At 43.1% G+C, this 19,009-nt stretch carries 28 protein-coding genes; 22 read left to right on the top strand and 6 right to left on the bottom strand.

The annotated features are described in order from the left end of the window. Positions 1–26 precede the first annotated feature (26 nt). The 15 genes from NIE32_RS11775 to rpsI all read left to right on the top strand — a co-directional run bounded on the left by NIE32_RS11775 (position 27) and on the right by rpsI (position 9,073). A complete protein-coding gene (locus NIE32_RS11775; protein WP_253077100.1) occupies positions 27–680 on the top strand; it encodes an adenylate kinase in 654 nt (217 codons plus the stop codon). After that, complete coding sequence (gene map / locus NIE32_RS11770) at positions 677–1,426, top strand: type I methionyl aminopeptidase (protein WP_253077099.1); 750 nt, start codon at positions 677–679, stop codon at positions 1,424–1,426. The genes NIE32_RS11775 and map overlap by 4 nt, the downstream gene beginning before the upstream one ends. 16 nt (positions 1,427–1,442) lie before the next feature. Continuing rightward, positions 1,443–1,766, top strand: a complete 324-nt coding sequence (locus NIE32_RS11765; RefSeq protein WP_253077098.1) for a KOW domain-containing RNA-binding protein — start codon at positions 1,443–1,445, stop codon at positions 1,764–1,766. Continuing rightward, complete coding sequence (gene infA / locus NIE32_RS11760) at positions 1,759–1,977, top strand: translation initiation factor IF-1 (protein WP_010024579.1); 219 nt, start codon at positions 1,759–1,761, stop codon at positions 1,975–1,977. The genes NIE32_RS11765 and infA overlap by 8 nt, the downstream gene beginning before the upstream one ends. Before the next feature lie 31 nt (positions 1,978–2,008). Next, positions 2,009–2,122: a 50S ribosomal protein L36 gene (gene rpmJ, locus NIE32_RS11755; RefSeq protein WP_023511434.1), complete on the top strand. Its 114-nt coding sequence runs from the start codon at positions 2,009–2,011 to the stop codon at positions 2,120–2,122. Positions 2,123–2,141: 19 nt separating this feature from the next. Next, positions 2,142–2,507 (top strand): 30S ribosomal protein S13, encoded by a 366-nt coding sequence (gene rpsM, locus NIE32_RS11750; RefSeq protein ID WP_253077097.1) that lies wholly within the window; start codon positions 2,142–2,144, stop codon positions 2,505–2,507. Positions 2,508–2,528: 21 nt separating this feature from the next. Beyond that, complete coding sequence (gene rpsK, locus NIE32_RS11745) at positions 2,529–2,921, top strand: 30S ribosomal protein S11 (RefSeq protein ID WP_253077096.1); 393 nt, start codon at positions 2,529–2,531, stop codon at positions 2,919–2,921. 161 nt (positions 2,922–3,082) lie between these two features. After that, positions 3,083–4,027 (top strand): DNA-directed RNA polymerase subunit alpha, encoded by a 945-nt coding sequence (locus NIE32_RS11740; RefSeq protein ID WP_253077095.1) that lies wholly within the window; start codon positions 3,083–3,085, stop codon positions 4,025–4,027. A gap of 81 nt (positions 4,028–4,108) precedes the next feature. Next, positions 4,109–4,474, top strand: a complete 366-nt coding sequence (gene rplQ / locus NIE32_RS11735; protein WP_253077094.1) for a 50S ribosomal protein L17 — start codon at positions 4,109–4,111, stop codon at positions 4,472–4,474. 268 nt (positions 4,475–4,742) lie between these two features. Next, positions 4,743–5,582, top strand: a complete 840-nt coding sequence (locus tag NIE32_RS11730; RefSeq protein WP_253077093.1) for an energy-coupling factor ABC transporter ATP-binding protein — start codon at positions 4,743–4,745, stop codon at positions 5,580–5,582. Continuing rightward, a complete protein-coding gene (locus NIE32_RS11725; RefSeq protein WP_253077092.1) occupies positions 5,558–6,430 on the top strand; it encodes an energy-coupling factor ABC transporter ATP-binding protein in 873 nt (290 codons plus the stop codon). Before NIE32_RS11730 ends, NIE32_RS11725 begins: the two co-directional genes overlap by 25 nt. Further along, complete coding sequence (locus NIE32_RS11720) at positions 6,423–7,217, top strand: energy-coupling factor transporter transmembrane component T family protein (protein ID WP_253077091.1); 795 nt, start codon at positions 6,423–6,425, stop codon at positions 7,215–7,217. The genes NIE32_RS11725 and NIE32_RS11720 overlap by 8 nt, the downstream gene beginning before the upstream one ends. Positions 7,218–7,232: 15 nt before the next feature. Continuing rightward, entirely contained in the window at positions 7,233–7,973 is a 741-nt protein-coding gene (gene truA / locus NIE32_RS11715; RefSeq protein WP_253077090.1) for a tRNA pseudouridine(38-40) synthase TruA, read from the top strand. A 249-nt stretch (positions 7,974–8,222) separates the two neighbouring features. Beyond that, positions 8,223–8,660, top strand: coding sequence for a 50S ribosomal protein L13 (rplM, locus tag NIE32_RS11710; RefSeq protein ID WP_253077089.1), 438 nt, complete (start codon positions 8,223–8,225; stop codon positions 8,658–8,660). Positions 8,661–8,680: 20 nt separating this feature from the next. Further along, entirely contained in the window at positions 8,681–9,073 is a 393-nt protein-coding gene (gene rpsI / locus NIE32_RS11705; RefSeq protein WP_253077088.1) for a 30S ribosomal protein S9, read from the top strand. A gap of 593 nt (positions 9,074–9,666) precedes the next feature. On the opposite strand, the gene NIE32_RS11700 is transcribed toward rpsI, so the two are convergent. Continuing rightward, entirely contained in the window at positions 9,667–9,867 is a 201-nt protein-coding gene (locus NIE32_RS11700) for a hypothetical protein (protein WP_253077087.1), read from the bottom strand. Between the two features lie 332 nt (positions 9,868–10,199). Between NIE32_RS11700 and NIE32_RS11695 the strand changes: the two genes are divergently transcribed. Continuing rightward, positions 10,200–11,333, top strand: a complete 1,134-nt coding sequence (locus NIE32_RS11695; RefSeq protein WP_253077086.1) for a zinc-dependent alcohol dehydrogenase — start codon at positions 10,200–10,202, stop codon at positions 11,331–11,333. Between the two features lie 109 nt (positions 11,334–11,442). Here the strand turns inward: NIE32_RS11695 and NIE32_RS11690 are convergent, their stop codons facing one another. Together NIE32_RS11690 and NIE32_RS11685 are read right to left on the bottom strand one after the other, a co-directional pair. Beyond that, positions 11,443–11,628 carry a type Z 30S ribosomal protein S14 gene (locus NIE32_RS11690; protein WP_253077085.1) on the bottom strand — a complete coding sequence of 62 codons (186 nt, stop codon included), beginning with the start codon at positions 11,626–11,628 and terminating at the stop codon, positions 11,443–11,445. A 204-nt stretch (positions 11,629–11,832) separates the two neighbouring features. Then, positions 11,833–12,132, bottom strand: coding sequence for a spore coat protein (locus NIE32_RS11685; RefSeq protein ID WP_253077084.1), 300 nt, complete (start codon positions 12,130–12,132; stop codon positions 11,833–11,835). 224 nt (positions 12,133–12,356) lie between these two features. Here NIE32_RS11685 and NIE32_RS11680 point away from each other — a divergent pair, with 224 nt between their 5' ends. Together NIE32_RS11680 and NIE32_RS11675 are read left to right on the top strand one after the other, a co-directional pair. Continuing rightward, the gene (locus tag NIE32_RS11680; RefSeq protein ID WP_253077083.1) at positions 12,357–12,506 is read left to right on the top strand and encodes a hypothetical protein; all 150 of its coding nucleotides are present in this window, start codon (positions 12,357–12,359) and stop codon (positions 12,504–12,506) included. A 333-nt stretch (positions 12,507–12,839) separates the two neighbouring features. Beyond that, on the top strand, positions 12,840–13,346 hold the full coding sequence (locus NIE32_RS11675) for a DUF3189 family protein (protein ID WP_253077140.1): 507 nt from the start codon (positions 12,840–12,842) through the stop codon (positions 13,344–13,346). A gap of 150 nt (positions 13,347–13,496) precedes the next feature. On the opposite strand, the gene NIE32_RS11670 is transcribed toward NIE32_RS11675, so the two are convergent. Then, positions 13,497–13,595: a YjcZ family sporulation protein gene (locus NIE32_RS11670; protein ID WP_253077082.1), complete on the bottom strand. Its 99-nt coding sequence runs from the start codon at positions 13,593–13,595 to the stop codon at positions 13,497–13,499. Between the two features lie 122 nt (positions 13,596–13,717). Further along, positions 13,718–14,278 (bottom strand): acetylglutamate kinase, encoded by a 561-nt coding sequence (locus tag NIE32_RS11665; protein ID WP_253077081.1) that lies wholly within the window; start codon positions 14,276–14,278, stop codon positions 13,718–13,720. A 500-nt stretch (positions 14,279–14,778) separates the two neighbouring features. On the opposite strand from NIE32_RS11665, the gene NIE32_RS11660 reads away from it, so the two are divergent. The 4 genes from NIE32_RS11660 to gerD all read left to right on the top strand — a co-directional run bounded on the left by NIE32_RS11660 (position 14,779) and on the right by gerD (position 17,963). Further along, a complete protein-coding gene (locus NIE32_RS11660; protein WP_253077080.1) occupies positions 14,779–15,216 on the top strand; it encodes a DUF2521 family protein in 438 nt (145 codons plus the stop codon). Positions 15,217–15,295: 79 nt separating this feature from the next. Next, positions 15,296–16,006, top strand: coding sequence for an N-acetylmuramoyl-L-alanine amidase CwlD (cwlD, locus tag NIE32_RS11655; protein ID WP_253077079.1), 711 nt, complete (start codon positions 15,296–15,298; stop codon positions 16,004–16,006). An 81-nt stretch (positions 16,007–16,087) separates the two neighbouring features. Continuing rightward, positions 16,088–17,134: an Mrp/NBP35 family ATP-binding protein gene (locus NIE32_RS11650; RefSeq protein WP_253077078.1), complete on the top strand. Its 1,047-nt coding sequence runs from the start codon at positions 16,088–16,090 to the stop codon at positions 17,132–17,134. A 274-nt stretch (positions 17,135–17,408) separates the two neighbouring features. Then, positions 17,409–17,963 carry a spore germination lipoprotein GerD gene (gene gerD / locus NIE32_RS11645; RefSeq protein ID WP_253077077.1) on the top strand — a complete coding sequence of 185 codons (555 nt, stop codon included), beginning with the start codon at positions 17,409–17,411 and terminating at the stop codon, positions 17,961–17,963. 10 nt (positions 17,964–17,973) lie between these two features. On the opposite strand, the gene NIE32_RS11640 is transcribed toward gerD, so the two are convergent. Further along, positions 17,974–18,726 (bottom strand): polysaccharide deacetylase family protein, encoded by a 753-nt coding sequence (locus NIE32_RS11640; RefSeq protein ID WP_253077076.1) that lies wholly within the window; start codon positions 18,724–18,726, stop codon positions 17,974–17,976. Between the last annotated feature and the right edge of the window lie 283 nt (positions 18,727–19,009).

The following is a 19,009-nucleotide window of genomic DNA, read 5'->3' as shown; positions in this document are numbered from 1 at the left end:
ACTATGAATGAGTCAGGAGGAGTACAATGAATCTCATATTAATGGGCTTGCCTGGTGCTGGTAAAGGTACTCAGGCGGAGCGAATTGTTGATAAATTCGGTTACCCTCACATCTCTACCGGCGATATGTTTCGTGCGGCGATTAAAGGTGGCACGCCACTAGGAAAACAAGCAAAATCCTTTATTGATAAAGGTGCGCTTGTTCCCGATGAAGTGACGATTGGAATTGTCAACGAACGTCTGTCAGAGAGCGATACTGATGAAGGTTTTCTTCTCGATGGTTTTCCTCGGACGGTTGAGCAAGCAGAAGCACTCGACAAGATGATGAATGAGCACGGAAAGAAAATTGATGCTGTACTTTATATCAGCGTCGATCCTGAAAAATTACTCGCTCGATTAACGGGACGTAGAATCTGTTCTAACTGCGGAGCAACCTATCACTTGACGTTTAATCCTCCTGCAAAAGAAGGAATTTGCGATAAGTGCGGAAGCGATTTGAAACAGCGAGCAGATGACAATGAAGCAACGGTTCATGAACGGTTGCAAGTCAATATGCGTCAGCAGCAACCGCTGCTCGACTTCTATGAAGCAAAGGGATCTTTGAAGACGATCAATGGGGATCAGGACATTGATTCTGTTTTCCGGGAAGTTTCAGAGATCTTGGGCGTTCTTGCCAAGTGATCACGCGGAAAACGATAGAGGAAATCAACAGGATCCGCATTGCGGGAAAAATAGTGGCTGAGACGCTGGAACGTTTGCGTCAGGCTATTCGTCCCGGCATATCGACGATTGAACTCGATACGCTGGCAGAGCGCTTGATAAGGGATGCGGGAGCTAAACCCTCATTCAAAGGATATGATGGGTTTTCAAAAAGTATCTGCACATCCGTCAACGATCAGTTGGCCCACGGTATTCCTGGTTCCTATGTTCTGCAGGACGGAGACATTATCAGTATCGATATTGGTGCCAAGTATGAAGGATTTCATGCAGACTCCGCCTGGACTTTCCCCGTGGGCACGGTTTCTGAGACGACCCGAAGGCTTCTGGAAAAGACGGAAGAATCGCTCTACAAAGGAATTGCTGAAGCAAAGCCGGGAATGCGGCTGACGAACATTTCCCATGCGATTCAGATGTGTGCCGAGTCAAATGGATTTTCCGTTGTACATGAACTGACTGGCCACGGCGTTGGCCGTGATCTTCATGAAGCACCGGATGTACCGAATTACGGTCGATCAGGCCGGGGACCGGTGTTGAAGCCCGGAATGGTTCTGGCAATTGAGCCTTTAGTGAATGAAGGCAGCCGGGACATCTGGATGGTTGAAGATGATGACTGGACATTGATGACTCAGGATGGTAAGAATTGTGCGCATTTTGAGCACACAATTGTAATAACGGAAAATGGAAATGAAATCTTGACAAAGCAATAAGTGAAGGTGATGATTGATGGGTAGTGATCAAGCCCCTTTACCTGTTCCCGGACAGCTCGCATGTGTTCTGAAAGGGAAAGAAGCGGGTTCTTATTTTGTCATTGTGCGTCTTATTGATCATCGATTTGTCGAAATTGCAGATGGTGACAAGAGGAAGTTCGACAATGCAAAAAAGAAAAACATCAGCCATCTTGAACTTCAATCATATATATCTGTCGAAGTACAGAAAAGTCTACGCGAGATCGGACGCGTGACAAACGGAAAACTGCGTTTTGCCATCGCTCATTTTTTGGATGGAGAAATCAGTAACAAGAGGAAGGGTGAGTCAGCCGATGGCTAAGGAAGATGTCATTGAAGTTGAAGGCACCGTTATCGAACCACTGCCAAATGCAATGTTTCGTGTGGAATTGGAGAATGGCCATAAGATTTTAGCTCATGTATCCGGCAAAATCCGTATGCATTTCATCCGCATTTTGCCAGGAGATAAAGTAACGGTCGAGTTGTCGCCATATGATGTGTCGCGCGGCCGCATTACGTTCAGGCATAAATAATTGCTCTGCGGTGTATAAGGAGGGTTCAATAATGAAGGTAAGACCATCAGTTAAGAAGATTTGTGAAAAATGCAAGATTGTCCGCCGTAAAGGTGTTGTCATGGTGATTTGTGAAAATCCAAAACATAAACAAAGACAAGGTTAATAAGGAGGTGTTCTGACGTATGGCTCGTATTGCAGGTGTCGACATTCCAAGAGAAAAACGCGTGGTTATTTCCTTGACTTACATCTTCGGCATTGGCCCAGCAACAGCTAAGAAGATCTTGGCAGAAGCTAATGTTTCCGAAGACACACGTGTACGTGATCTAACTGAAGAAGAACAGACACGTATCCGTGAAGTGGTTGACCACTACCGCGTTGAAGGTGACCTTCGCCGCGAAGTTTCTCTTAATATCAAGAGATTGATTGAAATTGGTTCCTATAGAGGTATCCGCCACCGCAGAGGTCTGCCGGTTCGTGGACAAAACACAAAAAACAACTCACGTACGCGTAAAGGTCCTAAGCGCACAATGGCTGGTAAAAAGAAATAAGTAAAGGAGGGTTAAACATTTATGGCAAAAGCACAACAACGTACGCGTAAGCGCCGTATCAAGAGAAATGTTGAAAACGGGGTGGCACACATCCGTTCAACATTTAACAACACAATCGTAACGATCACGGATCCACATGGTAACGCGATTGCTTGGGCTAGTTCCGGCGGTCTTGGGTTCAAGGGTTCTAGAAAATCCACTCCATTTGCAGCACAAACAGCAGCAGAAGCAGCTGGTAAGAGCGCATTGGATAGTGGAATGAAAACTGTTGAAGTATCTGTCAAAGGACCAGGTGCAGGACGTGAAGCAGCGATTCGTGCACTTCAGGCAGTTGGCCTTGAAGTAACAGCAATTCGTGACGTTACGCCGGTTCCACACAACGGTTGCCGTCCTCCGAAACGTCGCCGCGTTTGATTGTATAGCTCGCTATTAATCTGTTAATAATGCAACTATGACTAAACGTGTACACCGATCAGAGAAGCACGCCGTAGCTAAGTTCTAAGGAACAACTTTGGAAAATATTGGCCAACGCGCGCTGAAAAAGTATCGACGTTTTGAAGGAGGGTTCACATTTGATGATTGAGATCGAAAAGCCAAAGATCGACACGGTTGAAATAGCAGACGATGGTAGTTATGGGAAGTTTGTTGTTGAACCGCTCGAACGCGGATACGGCACGACTCTGGGTAATTCTTTGCGTCGAATTTTACTTTCATCCCTCCCAGGCGCGGCTGTAACGACGGTACAGTTTGATACTGTGCTTCATGAATTTTCCACGATTGAGGGCGTTGTTGAAGATGTAACGGCGATCATTCTGAATATCAAAAAGCTTTGCTTGAAGCTGTATTCAGATGAGGAAAAGACATTGGAAATTGACGTTCAGAGAGCTGGGAAAGTAACAGCTGCCGATATTGTCCACGACAGTGATGTTGAAATACTGAATCCTGAACTGGAAATTGCGACACTCGATGAAGGTGCGCATTTTCATTTGAGAATGCTTGCCAAGAAAGGTCGCGGTTATGTTCCTGCTGAAGGTAACAAATCCGATGATCTTCCGATTGCCGTAATTCCGATTGATTCAATTTACACACCAATCACCCGTGTGAACTATCAAGTGGAGAAAACCAGAGTTGGCCAGGTAGCTAATTATGACAAGTTGACACTCGATGTCTGGACAGATGGCAGCATTCGTCCGGAAGAAGCAATTGCTTTGGGTGCCAAGATTCTGACCGAACATTTAAATATCTTCGTTGGATTAACTGATCAGGCACAAAAAGCTGAGATCATGATTGAAAAAGAAGAAGATAAGAAAGAAAAAGTTCTTGAAATGACCATTGAAGAACTTGATCTTTCTGTACGGTCATACAATTGTCTGAAACGCGCCGGCATCAACACAGTTCAAGAACTGACTCAGAAGAGTGAAGAAGATATGATGAAGGTCAGAAATCTTGGACGCAAATCTCTTGAAGAAGTTGAAGAAAAGCTGCATGACCTTGGCCTTGGGCTGAGAGTGGAAGAGTAACCAGTTGGTAGACAAGGGATTATTTTTCTTTTTTGCGCAAAAAAGAAAGATTCAGGGCAGGAATAAAGGAGGTACAAGTAAATGGCATATGCAAAATTAGGCCGGGATTCAGCTGCGAGGAAGGCGCTGTTCCGCGATCTAGCGACCGACTTGATTATTAATGAGCGTATTCAAACAACGCATTCCAAAGCAAAAGCGCTTCGGCCGATCGTTGAAAAAATGATTACGTTGGCAAAACGCGGTGATTTGCATGCACGTCGTCAGGCGGCTGCTTTTATCCGTAATGAAGTTGCTGATCAGGAAGCAGGTCAGAATGCGGTTCAGAAGTTGTTCGATGATGTTGCAAAACGCTATACAGAACGTCAGGGTGGATACACTCGTATTCTGAAAGCGGGCCCTCGTAAAGGCGACGGCGCCGAAATGGCAATCATTGAGCTTGTTAAATAATCAGTGTAAATAACGAGAGGCAGAAGCCGGGTTCGTATGAGCTTGGATTTCTGCCTTTTTTAATAGCGATTGCTGAGATTTCGAGTAACTTTTCATGATTCATTTTTTATAACAGGAAATGTGAATCGATATGCACGCATCGTTTAGCAAAATCGTTTATAATTCATTTAATGACATAACTTGAGCTGAGTTGAGAGCGAATAGCCTACCTATTCGTGTACATAGATAAGAATAGGTGTGGCGCGCATGAGGGGAGTGGAGAGCGTACATGGAGAAGATCATTGAAGTTCGTGATTTATCATATCGTTATTCAGAAGAGCATCCGTTGGTGCTTAAAGAGATCAACTTTACAGTCAATAAGGGTGAATGGTTATCCATTGTTGGCCATAACGGTTCAGGAAAATCAACGTTAGCAAAATGTCTCAATGGGTTGATTATTCCACAAAAAGGAACGGTAGAGGTCAATGGTTACGATACTGCGGATGAACAAACCATCTGGGAGATCCGCCGTTTGGTAGGCATGGTTTTTCAAAATCCGGACAACCAATTTGTTGGTGCAACAGTTCAGGACGATGTTGCCTTCGGTATGGAAAACCATGGATTGCCACGAGCGGTGATGGTTGAACGTTTATCCGAAGCGTTGCGGCTTGTGAAGATGGAGGCTTTCGCACAGACAGAACCACATCGCCTGTCAGGTGGGCAGAAGCAACGTGTCGCCATTGCAGGCATTGTTGCTTTGCAACCGTTAATCATTATTATGGATGAAGCAACATCAATGCTCGATCCCGAAGGCAGAAGAGAAATTATCCAAACGGTGCGCGACTTGAACAAAAAGCACCAGCTTACAGTCATATCGATTACCCATGACCTCGAAGAAGCGATTCATTCGGATCGTTTGCTCGTCATGAATGATGGACAGATCGTTCGTGAAGGCAAGCCGCGCGACATATTTAAATCAACGGATCTGCTCAAGAAAGTCGGCCTCGATCTGCCTTTTGCAATAAAAATGCGTAACGCGCTGCGCGCCAAAGAAGTACCCTTAACAGATAGTGCATTATTTCAGGAAGAGTTGGTGGATGAGCTATGGACATTACATTCGAGCATGTGACTCATGTGTACGGTCAAAAGACCCCATTTGAGAAAAAGGCGCTTAACGATGTCAGCCTTCATATCCCGTCCGGCTCATTCACGTCAATAATCGGACATACAGGATCAGGAAAGTCGACGCTCGTCCAGCATATCAACGGATTATTAAAACCCAGCGCGGGAAGAATTTCCGTCGGGGATTTTGTCATCGATGCAAATCAAAAGAAGCAAGATCTGAAGCCTCTTCGAGAAAAGGTCGGTTATGTGTTCCAATATCCGGAGCACCAACTGTTTGAAGAGACAATCATCAAAGATGTTTGCTTTGGTCCGATGAATTTTGGCGTCTCTGATTCGGAGGCAACGAAACGTGCAGAGGAGAGTCTTCAACTGGTTGGGCTTCCTGCAGCATACTGGCATCGGTCTCCATTCGATCTAAGTGGTGGTCAGATGCGTCGAGTAGCTATCGCCGGTGTTCTTGCTGTGCGTCCACAAGTCATTATTCTAGATGAACCGACGGCAGGTCTCGATCCCAGAGGTCGCGAAGAGATTTTGAGTTTATTCAGCGATCTTCATAAACGACTCAACTTAACGATCATCATGGTGACGCACAATATGAGCGATGCGGCCATTTATTCGGATCAGGTCATTGCCATGGATGGCGGCAAGCCACTCTTGGCAGACACACCAGAAGAGGTATTCTCTCATGTAGAACTATTACGAAAAGTAGGCTTAGATGTTCCGGAAACCATGGAATTTCTAAGTAAGCTTTTGAAAAAGGCGGGGAAACAACAAGTCGTGACCGCATTTACACTTGATGATACGGCAGACGCTGTGATCGATTTGCTGAATGAGGTGAAGGACCATGTTTAATCTTGTGATCGGTCAGTATGTACCCATGGATTCTTATGTACATAAGCTAGATCCTCGCTCTAAATTGATCAGTGTGTTTCTGTTTGTCCTTATCGTTTTCCTAGCGAATAATTGGGTAACAAATATGCTGATGGTTTTGTTCTGCTTGATTGGTATATTCTTGTCAAAAATGCATTTTTCTTTTATCTACAAAGGCTTGCGTTCAGTATTTATCATAGTATTGATTACTTTTCTACTTAATCTTTTTCTGGCGACTGGCGGAACGGTGCTCTTCAGTTGGGGGTGGTTGCATGTGACCACCAACGGACTCACTCAGTCGATTTTTATAGCGATTCGAATTGTAGTGATCATCGTTGTGACCACTTTGCTGACGCTGACTACTTCACCTATCGAAATTACAGATGGTATGGAAAGCATGCTCAACCCATTAAAGCGCATCAAGGTGCCTGTTCATGAATTCGCATTAATGATGTCGATCTCGTTGCGTTTTATTCCGACTTTGCTGGAGGAGACTGAGAAGATCATTAAAGCACAGGCTGCGCGAGGCTCTGATTTTACAAGTGGCTCATTAAAAAGCCGTATCAAAGCTATTGTTCCGTTGCTTGTACCTTTGTTTGTCGGCGCATTTAAGCGGGCAGAGGACTTGGCGATGGCGATGGAAGCAAGAGGTTACCACGGCGATGCGGGACGTACTAAGTTGCATCAACTCAACTGGGGTTGGCGCGATACATTGCTTCTTGTATCGATAGTACTGCTCGCATGCGTGTTGATTTTTATGAGAAATTAAGTTGCAGGTGGAAGCATGACAAAGATTAAATGCACAGTAGCTTACGATGGCTCCGGATTCCATGGCTATCAAGTTCAACCAGGGAAGCGTACCGTGCAGCGTGAAATACAAGCAGCTCTGGCACGGATGCATCATGGACAAACGGTCAAGATTGCTGCTTCCGGAAGAACAGATGCAGGCGTTCATGCATTTGGACAAGTCTTTCATTTCGATACGCCTTTGCATCTACCTGAGGAACGTTGGCCAATGGCCTTGAACAGTCTATTACCGGAAGATATATACATTCGTGAAGCAGAAGAAGTGCCCGATGCATTTCATGCGCGTTACGCTGTGAAAATGAAAGAATATCGTTATCGTCTGCTGACACGGACAGAACCGGATCTGTTTCGCCGTACGTACACGACACATATAAAACAACCGCTTGATCTAGCACTGATGAATCGGGCGGCTGAGGCGATTGTCGGTACTCATAATTTTTCCTGTTTTTGTGCAGCAAATACCGATGTGAAAGACAAAGTCCGTACCGTCTACCATTTGTCCATACAACCGGAGAATAATGATGAAACGGTTATTCGTATTGTCGGTAGTGGTTTCTTATATCAGATGGTGCGCATTATCACGGGCACATTGCTTGATGTCGGCACACACAAAATGGCGGCGGAACATGTTTCGGAGATCATTGCAGGACAGGATCGGCAAGCAGCTTCAGCAACGGCGCCACCTCAAGGATTGACGTTGTGGAAAGTTACGTACTGAACCTTATCGATGAACGTTTTATAATCATTCGATAAATGGTTTGATACTCTTGACAATGGCTCTAGGGTATTATATTATATACTTCGGCATTTCTAATTTGACCACTATTAGCCCCAAAGATATTGGTTCAAATAGATGACTGAAACGGTGAGAAAGCTGAAAGAAGTTTGGCTTTCATCTCGAAGCGGTTGTGGGTCGCTGAGAGAACAGAATTTGAATGTGTGGATTTACTTAGAGGAGGAAAAGAACGTGCGTACAACTTTTATGGCCAACTCGGCTACAGTTGACCGCAAATGGCTTGTTGTTGATGCTGAAGGCCAAACACTTGGCCGCTTGGCAAGTGAAGTAGCAGCCATTCTTCGCGGTAAAACAAAACCGACTTTTACACCACATGTTGATTGTGGCGACCATGTAATCATAATCAATGCGAACAAAATTGAATTAACCGGCAAGAAATTGCTGACGAAAAAATACATTCACCACTCCGGTTTCCCAGGTGGTATCAAGGCTCGTTCTGCACAAGATATGCGTGCAACACGCGCTCGTGAAATGCTGGAGAGAACGATCAAAGGCATGCTTCCGCACAACAGTCTCGGAAGAACAATGTTTACGAAACTTCATGTATACGAAGGCGCGGAACATCCGCACGCCGCACAAGAACCAGAAGCTTATACGCTTCGTGGTTGATCAGGGAGGGAAAATAGATAATGGCACAAGTTCAATACTACGGCACCGGACGTCGTAAAAGTTCTGTCGCTCGCGTAAGGCTCGTCCCTGGCGAAGGCAAAGTTGTTATCAACGGCCGCAATGCTGACGAATATTTCAATCTTGAAACACTGCGTACAATTCTGAAACAACCACTCGTTGCCACAGAAACTGAAGGCAGATATGATGTTCTTGCTAATGTAGAAGGCGGCGGTTTCACAGGCCAAGCCGGCGCAATCCGTCACGGTGTTGCCCGCGCATTGCTGGAAGCTGATCCTGAATACCGCGCTGTTCTGAAGAAAGCCGGATTCCTGACACGTGACCCAAGAATGAAAGAACGTAAGAAATACGGACTCAAAGGTGCACGTCGTGCTCCACAGTTCTCAAAACGCTGATTTATCAACGTTTCAAAGCCCTTTCCGAGAGATCGGAAAGGGCTTTTTTTAACCTGAATAATCAGTTTGTGACTACATTTTGACTACATTTCATTTTCTTTTTTCTTTTTCATGTACTCTTGATACTTTCCTGCTTCTTCAATTTTTATTTTTTTCGCGACATGCGTATAGATGTTCATAGTTGTCTCCAGACGTCTATGACCGAGAAATTTTTGAGCAGTTTTCCATCAACATTGGTAGGTATCGATTATGTCTTTTTATATCACTAAAATATTTGTGAACGTTGGTGAGTGGATAATTAAAAAAAAGACTACGTCTGGTCCTTTCCTGTTACTTCTATGCGGCTTTGAATCATCACTCTTGTGCTTGAACGACACTTCAGCTGCTCGCTTGCCGCGGGCAGTCCGGGAGCCTCCTCAATCAACCGTCATCTGCGGGGTCTCCCCTGGCCTGCACTCCCGCAGGCGTCACGCACTTCCGTGTCCTGAACTTAATTTATTGAGGGAGCACCGTATCAGCAGGCCACAAATTTTAATACTTTCTTATCTTGTAAAAAAGGAACCAATCGGCTCCTCTTAAAAAATGAATGAAAATTATTCTGGAACACGTTCACCCCATGTTTGAGTCCGCATCGATTGTTGTAAGGACCAGTAATAGTGAACCAACTGTGATTCGACTTCGAAGTGTTTTTTGTAAAAGAAAATGTGTTTTTCAGGGTCAATATGTTCATAGTACTTGGCTAATGTACCATATAAACTCGTCAGCTGAAGAAGTTTAGCTAATTGTGGATCCACAAAAAATCTCTCCCTTTCGTTGAATAATGCACTATGTGCAGATAAAGGGCAGTTGACACGGTTTTATTATAGAAGCAGGATCGTCAGGGATCTTATTCGTTTGTTTAAATCGGGGAGATGGTTCCTTATGAAGGGAAAACACTGATTTATCAATGTTTCCGGGCTCTTAACCTTATTGGTTGGGAGCCTTTTTGGTACCTGAAATTGATGTGTAACGACACTTTGATGAACTTTAATTTTTGTTCATATATTCCTGATACGTTCCGGTTTGTCCGTTAAAAATTAGGCCATACTGATCATAATCAAAAGATTAGGATTGAAGGGATTAACTGATGAAAGCAGTAACCTACCAAGGAGCACAAAAAATTGAAGTGAAAGCTGTTTTGGATCCCCAAATTCAGGATCCGGAGGATGTAATTATCAAAGTTACTTCCACTGCAATTTGTGGTTCGGATCTCCATCTTTATTTAGGCGACTTTCCCTTACCGAAAGGATATATTATTGGACATGAGCCAATGGGTATTGTTGAAGAGGTAGGGTCAGAGGTAACAAACGTCCAAAAAGGTGATCGGGTCGTTGTCCCTTTTACAGTCGCGTGTGGTCGATGTCCGTATTGTCATCAACACTTAGAAAGTCAATGTGATCACTCAAATCCTCATTATGATTCTGGAGGTTTATTCGGGTACTCTGAAAAATTTGGCGATTACCCAGGTGGTCAAGCCGAATACCTACGCGTTCCCTTTGGAAACTATACGCCATTCAAAATTCCACAAAATTGCGAGCTGGAAGACGAAGAATTATTATTTCTAAGTGATGTGTTACCAACAGCCTATTGGAGTGTGGAAAATGCAGGCGTAAAGGCCGGAGATACAGTGATCGTATTGGGATCAGGACCAGTTGGATTAATGACTCAGAAATTTGCTTGGCAAAAAGGTGCGGAGCGTGTCATTGTCGTTGATTATATAAATTATCGACTTGAATTTTCCAAAAAGATAAATCGCACAGAAACCTTTGATTTTACAAAGGATCCCGACATAGGTGAGACGCTTAAAGAGATCACTCACGGCGGAGCGGACGTAGTCATTGATTGTGTGGGGATGGATGGTAAGAAATCACCTTTGGAATTTATTGAACAAAAGTTGAAGTTACAAGGAGGGACACTGGGACCGATCCAAATCGCCACAAAGGCGGTACGTAAATGTGGTACGGTTCAAATTACAGGCGTTTACGGTGGACTGTATAATATGTTTCCGCTTGGGCCCTTTTTTGTTCGTAACGTTACACTAAAAACAGGTCAAGCACCTGCCAGAGGCTACATGCCAAAACTTTATCAAATGATTACTGAACATAAAATTGATCCAACGGCAATCATTACACATCGCCTCCCTCTCCAAGATGCTGCGAAAGCTTATGACCTTTTCCATAACAAAAAGGAGGACTGCATTAAGGTAGTATTAAAACCCTAAATGAATGGTTTAGAAGCTGTTCGTGTATCTACGTGGTGGAAATAGCTGAAGAGAAAATCGGTGAAAAATGTACACAAAAAAATCCCTCTTTTCAGAGGAATAATTTCAATTACCAACTCGCTTTTCGAATACCAGGTATTTGGCCTTTATAAGCAAGTTCTCGGAAGCAGATTCGACACAATTTAAATTTCCGAAGAACTGAATGTGGACGGCCACAGCATTCACAACGTGTATAGGATCGTACAGTATATTTTTGTTCTCTAGTGTGCTTGACGATTAAAGATGTCTTAGCCAATTTTCTCATCCTCCTAGTTAGAGTAGTAGGGGCGGAAGAAAAATTATAGCTTCATTCAGCAGTTATGTAAACAGTTAAATTGTGTTAATTCCTTAAGTACTCAATTTCTTCGCTTGAAAAAATGCGATAGGAAGCAATACAACAAGCAACACCCATCTTAGTAATGGGTGTTGCTTGTTTAAGTAAGTTAAGTAAAATACTTTGTTAGGATTGTGGGATGTTTAACGCAGTTTGTGTAGCCTTGGTATCAACATTGATCTGTTCACTTAAATTATCCGGGTGATAATAGCCTTGAGAAATCATAAAATTGGAAATTTTTTCGTGGGTATTGATCGCATCATCAAGATATTGTTTCAGGACCTGACGAACTTCTGGAGATGACGTTTCTGTAAGTGCATAGGCAATATTCCTGACACCTGATTTTGCTGTGATAAGAAAGTCAGTAGCAATCACCTGTTCAGTAAGTGATCCCATTCCGGTTATATTTTGAACGATCTGATTCATACTTGAACTCTTTATTCAATTTTTGAGAAATAAAGAAAAGGAATGAACCTGAACGGTTGATTAAAGCGTCTATACGTTTTGTTTTTGTCTTCTTTTTTTATTTGGGATGGAATCAACTTCAAATACAGCTAATTTTTTTGAAATACATAATCCACGCGAATTTAACCAAAATACCTTTATGGCATTTTTAAATGTCATAAAAATTAAGTAAAGGATGATGCAGAGTGGATCGATTTAAAGACAACAACAATAAAAAATTTGATGATCAAAAAAAACTTAAAAACGACGCAAATCGTGTTGAGTTTTCAAAACAACTCGATGAGCAATTTGATGAAGAACTAGAAAAGAAAAACTCTAGAGACCAACGTAACTAAATCAATTACAAAAAGAGGGTTCGAATTCGAACCCTCTTTTTGTGTAGCATTATCATCGCAGTGCCTTGGCCGCTAATTGAAAATCGTTTTGTTATAGTGGTCCCAAATCATAGGATGGATATCGGCCACTTTTGTATATGTAGTTATAAATAGAAGCATGAAGATCGATCCTAACAAGTAATTATCGTTCAGAACCTCACTGTAGGCGTCGCAGTTGTGGTAATGCCCATTGCATCGTATTTATCTTTTGCATAGATCGTACACAAATGGGTTAATTCAATGACTAAGCGGAGATAATGGTATCTGAAGATCATAACAATGAAGGATGATACGATGATTTACATATATAATGATTTTGGCGGTACGCATACTACAGCACTTGCTGCGGCTTACCATTTAAAGTTAATACCCAAAGATCGTAAGCTAACAAAACAGGAAATTTTATCTGTACCCTATTTCAATGAACTGAACTCTTCCGATATGGGGAAAATTATTTATCATGGAACAGATGACGATGGAAATTCTGTTTATACATTAGGACGCGGAGCTTCCAAGCATTTACTGCCCGCTGTGAATAATATGAGTATAATGTTACAGGAAAAGTATAATGGAAATGAAAAAATCATTTTTTCTAATACATCCCCAACTGTTCCGTTTGTAATGACTCTAGGTGGCCTATTATCCAGATGGCTTAAAATAGATTTTCTAGGGGTACCGTTGCTTGTCATTGGGGCTAAGCAATGTTACAAGGATATTATTCATCTCGTTGATTACACCAAAAAAGCCGGAAGAACCACGGCGAAAAACATTCAAGTTTTAGAAAATAAATCATTTAAATGATCACCATAGCACCTCTTAAGGTGTTTTTTTGTATGAGATTGTACGTCATTAATTTTTGTATGCAAAAAGGGCACCAAGCTTGGTGCCCCAACCGATAGTGAGTTGCGGAGTACTGCATGGGTGCCGATAGTGGAGTGCTCCAATTAATAATTAGTAGCAGAATGCAGTACCAACAATAATCAAAAGGATGAACAATACAACGATTAACGCAAAGCTATTGTTCTTTGAGGAGCCAGAGTATTCACTCATCTTGATTTCCCTCCTTATCACATGATATTCCATCATATGCATCGCAAGGGATAAGTGCATCAGACAGATGAATGGTCAATGTGCCCGTTTTTGGTGTGGGGTCAATGCATTGTTTCCGTGTGTTAAGAAAACTGTGCGGGAAACTGTCGGGCAATTCCATAGGCCATCACATCGGCCATTTGCAGGACTTGTTGTTCGATTTGATCAAGGACCGTAACGCTATCCTCATATTTTTTGGTTAAGAAGTTAACGGCTTCGGTCTTTGTCATCTCTAAATGGTTATAAAGCATCGTTTGCCAGTCTTTTGCCGACCAGTAGGGATTGATGCTGCCGAGAAATGCGGCAATTTGATCGGCATTCGCATACCACTTTTTCTCGGCTTCTGCTGCGGCCGTATTATTCCCCGCCTTTGCTGCTTGAACAAGTTGGGCGGCCACGACCAGATGTTCCGTAAATAATGAGGCAAACCGTGAAGCGATTGCAGGACCATATAAAGGAGCTAACGCCTGTTCAAAATCTTTGGGATTTCTAAGTAACCGGTTTGTTGTGGACTTAAGGTCAGGTAGATCGAAGACAATTCCACTGATGACCAGTCGTGTCCAGAAGACATGTTGTTCCCATAACATCCTCAGATGATTTCTTAATTCAGCTTCTGCCATGTTGATTTGACGAGAGGGCATCATGATCACAACCTCGATAAAGTTTTTACTATAAACTATGAGGACACATCGGAAAATATAACGAATAGAGTGAATTTGGAACGTGGGGAACTTCAAAGCGCTCGACTCAAATGTGGTCGGGCGCTTTCGAGTACAATCAACACCTGTATTTAATGACTAGTCTCCTTATTTTTTGATGTATTGAGACCAACTTGGATGAAAGGGAGCACTTCATCGAGATGCGAGGCATAGGTCGCAGAGACATGGCTTCGCCGACATGAAACGATTCTTTTTTTTATCCGTCATGGACTTCATCGGCTCAACGCAGCTTCAGCAACGCTAAACATTTGGCATGATCAACCCGCACTTCTTTTTATCACGGATCGTGTCCCCACTTTAAGTAAAAAATCGTCCACACAAAAAATGCTACCACTACTTTCCGGCTTCGTGTCGATGCTCTGGAAAAAGCTGTTACGTTTGATTGTCTGTGCCTTGCTTGATGATAAAGAGAGAAAGGAGGAACAATGATGGGCATTGTGATGAATTTTAAAGAAAAGCAGCGGCATAAACAGTTGGTTTCAGAAAGACGTGCGCTTCAGGATTTATCATTTTCTAAAATTGAAACATCCGTTTTGCGTTACTTTGAACGGTATTTGGCACTGATCCCAACAGCGGGCTCAACCGGCAAAGAAATGTGCGCAGAATTTGCTTTAGAAGGATTTCTGCTCGGATCTTCAATGGGACGCTTTGGCTTTTATGGGGAAGATATGGAAAAAGCTTTTGCGCGAAGCAAGCCCGAATTTTATGCACTCTTAGATGATTTTTATGATTTCTGGTTATTCTGGGGGACTGAGCACGAATCATTTGATGATTTACAGGAAACATGCAGGAGTTATTTATACAATTGGTGGGTGGATGGTTATGAGGCGTCTTTAAAACGGTGGAGGCTAAAGCTTCATTAACGCGGAACTCCCCGCATAATTAGCAGCTTTGTCCATATATATGAGAGAGAGACAGGCTTGCCGTTGTGGGGGGATTTGATTGAAACGCAGATGGCTGTTTATGGGATGTATGATCGTGGTGCTGTCTTTTGTAACGCTGGCAGGTGTCAAGTGGCTGGTCAGCTGGCATGCAAGCGAGCGTTGGCATATGCCGCTTGCCGGACGCGTTATTGTCATTGACGCCGGTCACGGTGGTCCGGATGGTGGGGCGGTAGGCGGGGATACAGAAGAAAAGGATATTAACTTAAAAATTGCCAAAGATTTGCGCAACTATCTTCAGGAGTCCGGCGCACTTGTGGTGATGACACGAGAAACTGATGCCGATCTTTCAGATGAAAATTATCGTGGTCGCCATAAGAGACAGGATCTGATTCGCCGGGCCGAACTCATCAACAAAACACATCCGGACGCATTTGTCAGTGTGCATATGAATGCGATTCCGATGCCTAGCCTTCATGGTGCGCAAACCTTTTATCACCCAAAGTTCGATGAAAACCGTAAGCTTGCATTGTTTATTCAAGATTCACTGAAACGAAACCTTGGCAATACTACTCGTTTTGCCAAACCGATCAGTCATGTGTATTTACTGAAAAAGGCAGAAGCGCCGTCGGCATTAGTTGAAGTTGGATTCCTATCAAACGCACAAGAACGTGCGTTGCTGGAGCAGTCCACATACCAAAAGCAAGCAGCTGCATCAATCAGCCAAGGCATCATGCGTTACTTCACGAATGAAAAAATCCCATCCGATTAATTTTTGTGGTATCAAAAAGTAGGTTTTTCGAATCAAGTTTTGCTATACTGAAGGTGTAATTACTGGAAAGATGGTGAGACAATGATGGATCGAAGCCAGGTGTTGGACGTACTGAAAACCGTTCAGGACCCTTTTTTACATAAAAATTTATATGAAACGCAAGCATTAAAAGAACTATCTATTGAAGAAGGGCGTATTGTTCTTAACGTTGCCTTGTCAAAACAAGATAAGGTCAAACAAATGCAGATCCAATTGGAAATTTCCTCAAAATTAAAGGAGCAGGGTGCATCATCAGTTAAAATTCGATTTGATGTGCTTAGTGAAGAGGCCATTCAGAAATTGGGTGGATTCCCGGTGAAAAAGCAAACACTGCTTGCATCGGGTTCAAAGACTGAGTTTATCGCAGTGGCCAGCGGTAAAGGCGGTGTCGGGAAATCAACTGTGTCCGTTAACCTTGCTTTGGCATTGGCAAGGCAGGGAAAGAAGGTCGGTCTGCTTGATGCGGATATTTATGGATTTAGTGTACCTGACATGATGGGCATTGAGAATCGTCCGGAGATTGTCGACGGTAAAATTATGCCGGTTGAACGTTTGGGTATTAAAGTCATTTCCATGGGCTTCTTTGTAAAGGATAACTCGCCGGTGATTTGGCGTGGCCCGATGCTTGGGAAGATGCTTAATAACTTCTTTAATGATGTGGACTGGGGCGAACTGGATGTGCTTGTCCTTGATCTTCCACCGGGAACAGGTGATGTAGCGATGGATATTCATAGCAAACTGCCCCATTCCAAAGAAATTATCGTCACGACACCACATCCTACTGCCGCTTTTGTCGCAGCACGAGCAGGTGAGATGGCGAAGCACACCGAGCATGAGATTCTCGGTGTTATTGAAAATATGGCCTACTATAAGAGTAAGAAGACTGGAGAAGTTGAGTACGTATTTGGAAAAGGTGGCGGGGATAAGCTCAGCGATCTTTTAAGTACAGACTTACTTGGTCGCGTCCCGCTCACGCAACCTGAACCGAAGCAAGGTATTTTTGCTCCGGGTGTATATTTCGAAGATGATCCGATTGCACCGATCTATGATCAGATTGCGAACACGGTGATCAACAAATTAACAAAATAATTAATGAACCTTAAAGGGTGCCTCAAAAGTCTATGGACTGTGAGACACCCTTTTTTCGCACATTTTTGAATGGGTTTTGCGCGACTGAATTAAGGCGAGATCTGTGAAAACAGTGAGCCAGGAGGCAACGGAGGCTTTATGCGTTCCTTCAAAGAAGCGCCGGGAATTGCCTCTTTTTTATCGAGGCAAGTGCCTGAATATTTTTGTCGTGCTGTCGAATAATAATCTCAGACGCACACATATTAAGCAATGAAAGGGTGATCAAGGAGGAAAGATGATGGCGAAAGTGGGTTCTTTGGTTTTATGTGTCTGCCTGCTTATTGGTCTGGCGGGATGTGGGAGTCAGCAGAAACTGCCGAGTTATCAGGAAAATAAAAAAATGGTGCTGGATATGCTGAAGACCGACGATGGGAAAAAAGTCTTTCAGGACATGTTGAAAGACCGCGAATTTAAGCAAGCGCTTGTACTCGATGACGAGGCGGTACGCAAGACACTGATCCAGACACTCACTACAGAGCAAGGACAAAAACTATGGCAAAAAATGCTCCAAGATCCGGACTTCTCAGAGCAATTGGCCAAGACCATGGAAAGTGAAAATGAGAAACTGTTAAAACAAATGATGAAAGACCCTGGGTATCAGGGCATGATGCTCGATATCCTGAAAACTCCTGAACTGCAGCAACAATATTTGGGCTTATTGAGAACAAAGCCTTTCCGCCAGCAGATTGATAAAAGTATTGCAGAGTTGATGGCCAGTCCCCTTTTTAAAAAGCAACTATCCGACGCAATTGTCGACACGCTCAAAAAAGAACAGGAAAAACAGCAATAGTTGCTCGTTGCTAATCCATCAGCTTGCTTTTTGACTGTGCGTTGGAAATAAGACTCTTTACGGTAACAAAAGTAAACCCGCGGTTCTCCAGTTCTCTGATGATCAAGGGCAGGGCTCGGTCTGTACTTTTGGCTACATCAGAGGCATGTAATTTAATAATGTCGCCTTTTCCTGCACGCTCAAGAACGCGGCCCACAACTTCTTTGTAACCGGGGTTGGTTTCATCGTGTGGATTGACACTCCAGAGTACCAGTTGCTGGTTCAATCCAGAGGCAATAGTCAATGTATCTTTGTTTAGTTTGCCAAAAGGTGGACGGATCATTTCCGGACGCTCTCCGCTGGTTTTATAAATTGCTTCATTGCCAAAAATGATGTCAGAACGTACTTTCTGGGCATTCAACTGGGTATAATCATCATGCCTCATGCCATGCGACTCCACCTCGTGACCATTTCTCAACAACGCACGGACAAAATTGGGATGACGTTCAGCCCATTCACCGGAAATAAAAAAAGTGGCTTTGACATGTTCCGCGCGAAGCGTTTTTAAAATGAGTGGCAATTGTTGATCACCCCAATTAATGTCAAACGTTAGAGCAATTTGCTTTTGGTTTGTCATGACTTTTGAGAGTGCACCGGATTGTTTGATGGGTGTAAAGACATCCGTATCTTGTTTCTGTACAAATAAGATCAGTGCTGCAAAAAAAGCGGCAATAACAAGCAGCAGTATGTTTTTAACTTTCTTGCTATTAATAATCCAAATCATTGATGGCCCACCTCGTTCCAGATGTTTGTACCATTGTATGGGCAAGCTCTAACGAATATGCGGAGCATTGGCGGTAGTCGTCAGTAAAACCTTGGACAGACTTCATTTTTAGAAAATGAAAAATAACAGTTGACATTTTGCTGATAGCTGGTAAAATAAATTTTGTTGTCTTTCCGGAATTGATTTAATGAGATCGATTGATTGAAATTAAATTAAAAAAAAGGGTTGACAAAAGAAACACAGGAATGTATAATTGTTTAAGTCGTCTGATAGAGATGACTGA

Source organism: Sporolactobacillus kofuensis (assembly GCF_024125425.1).
Lineage (GTDB): Bacteria > Bacillota > Bacilli > Bacillales > Sporolactobacillaceae > Sporolactobacillus > Sporolactobacillus kofuensis.
Note: the sequence above shows the minus strand (reverse complement) of the source record. Positions and strands in the feature narration are given on the sequence as shown.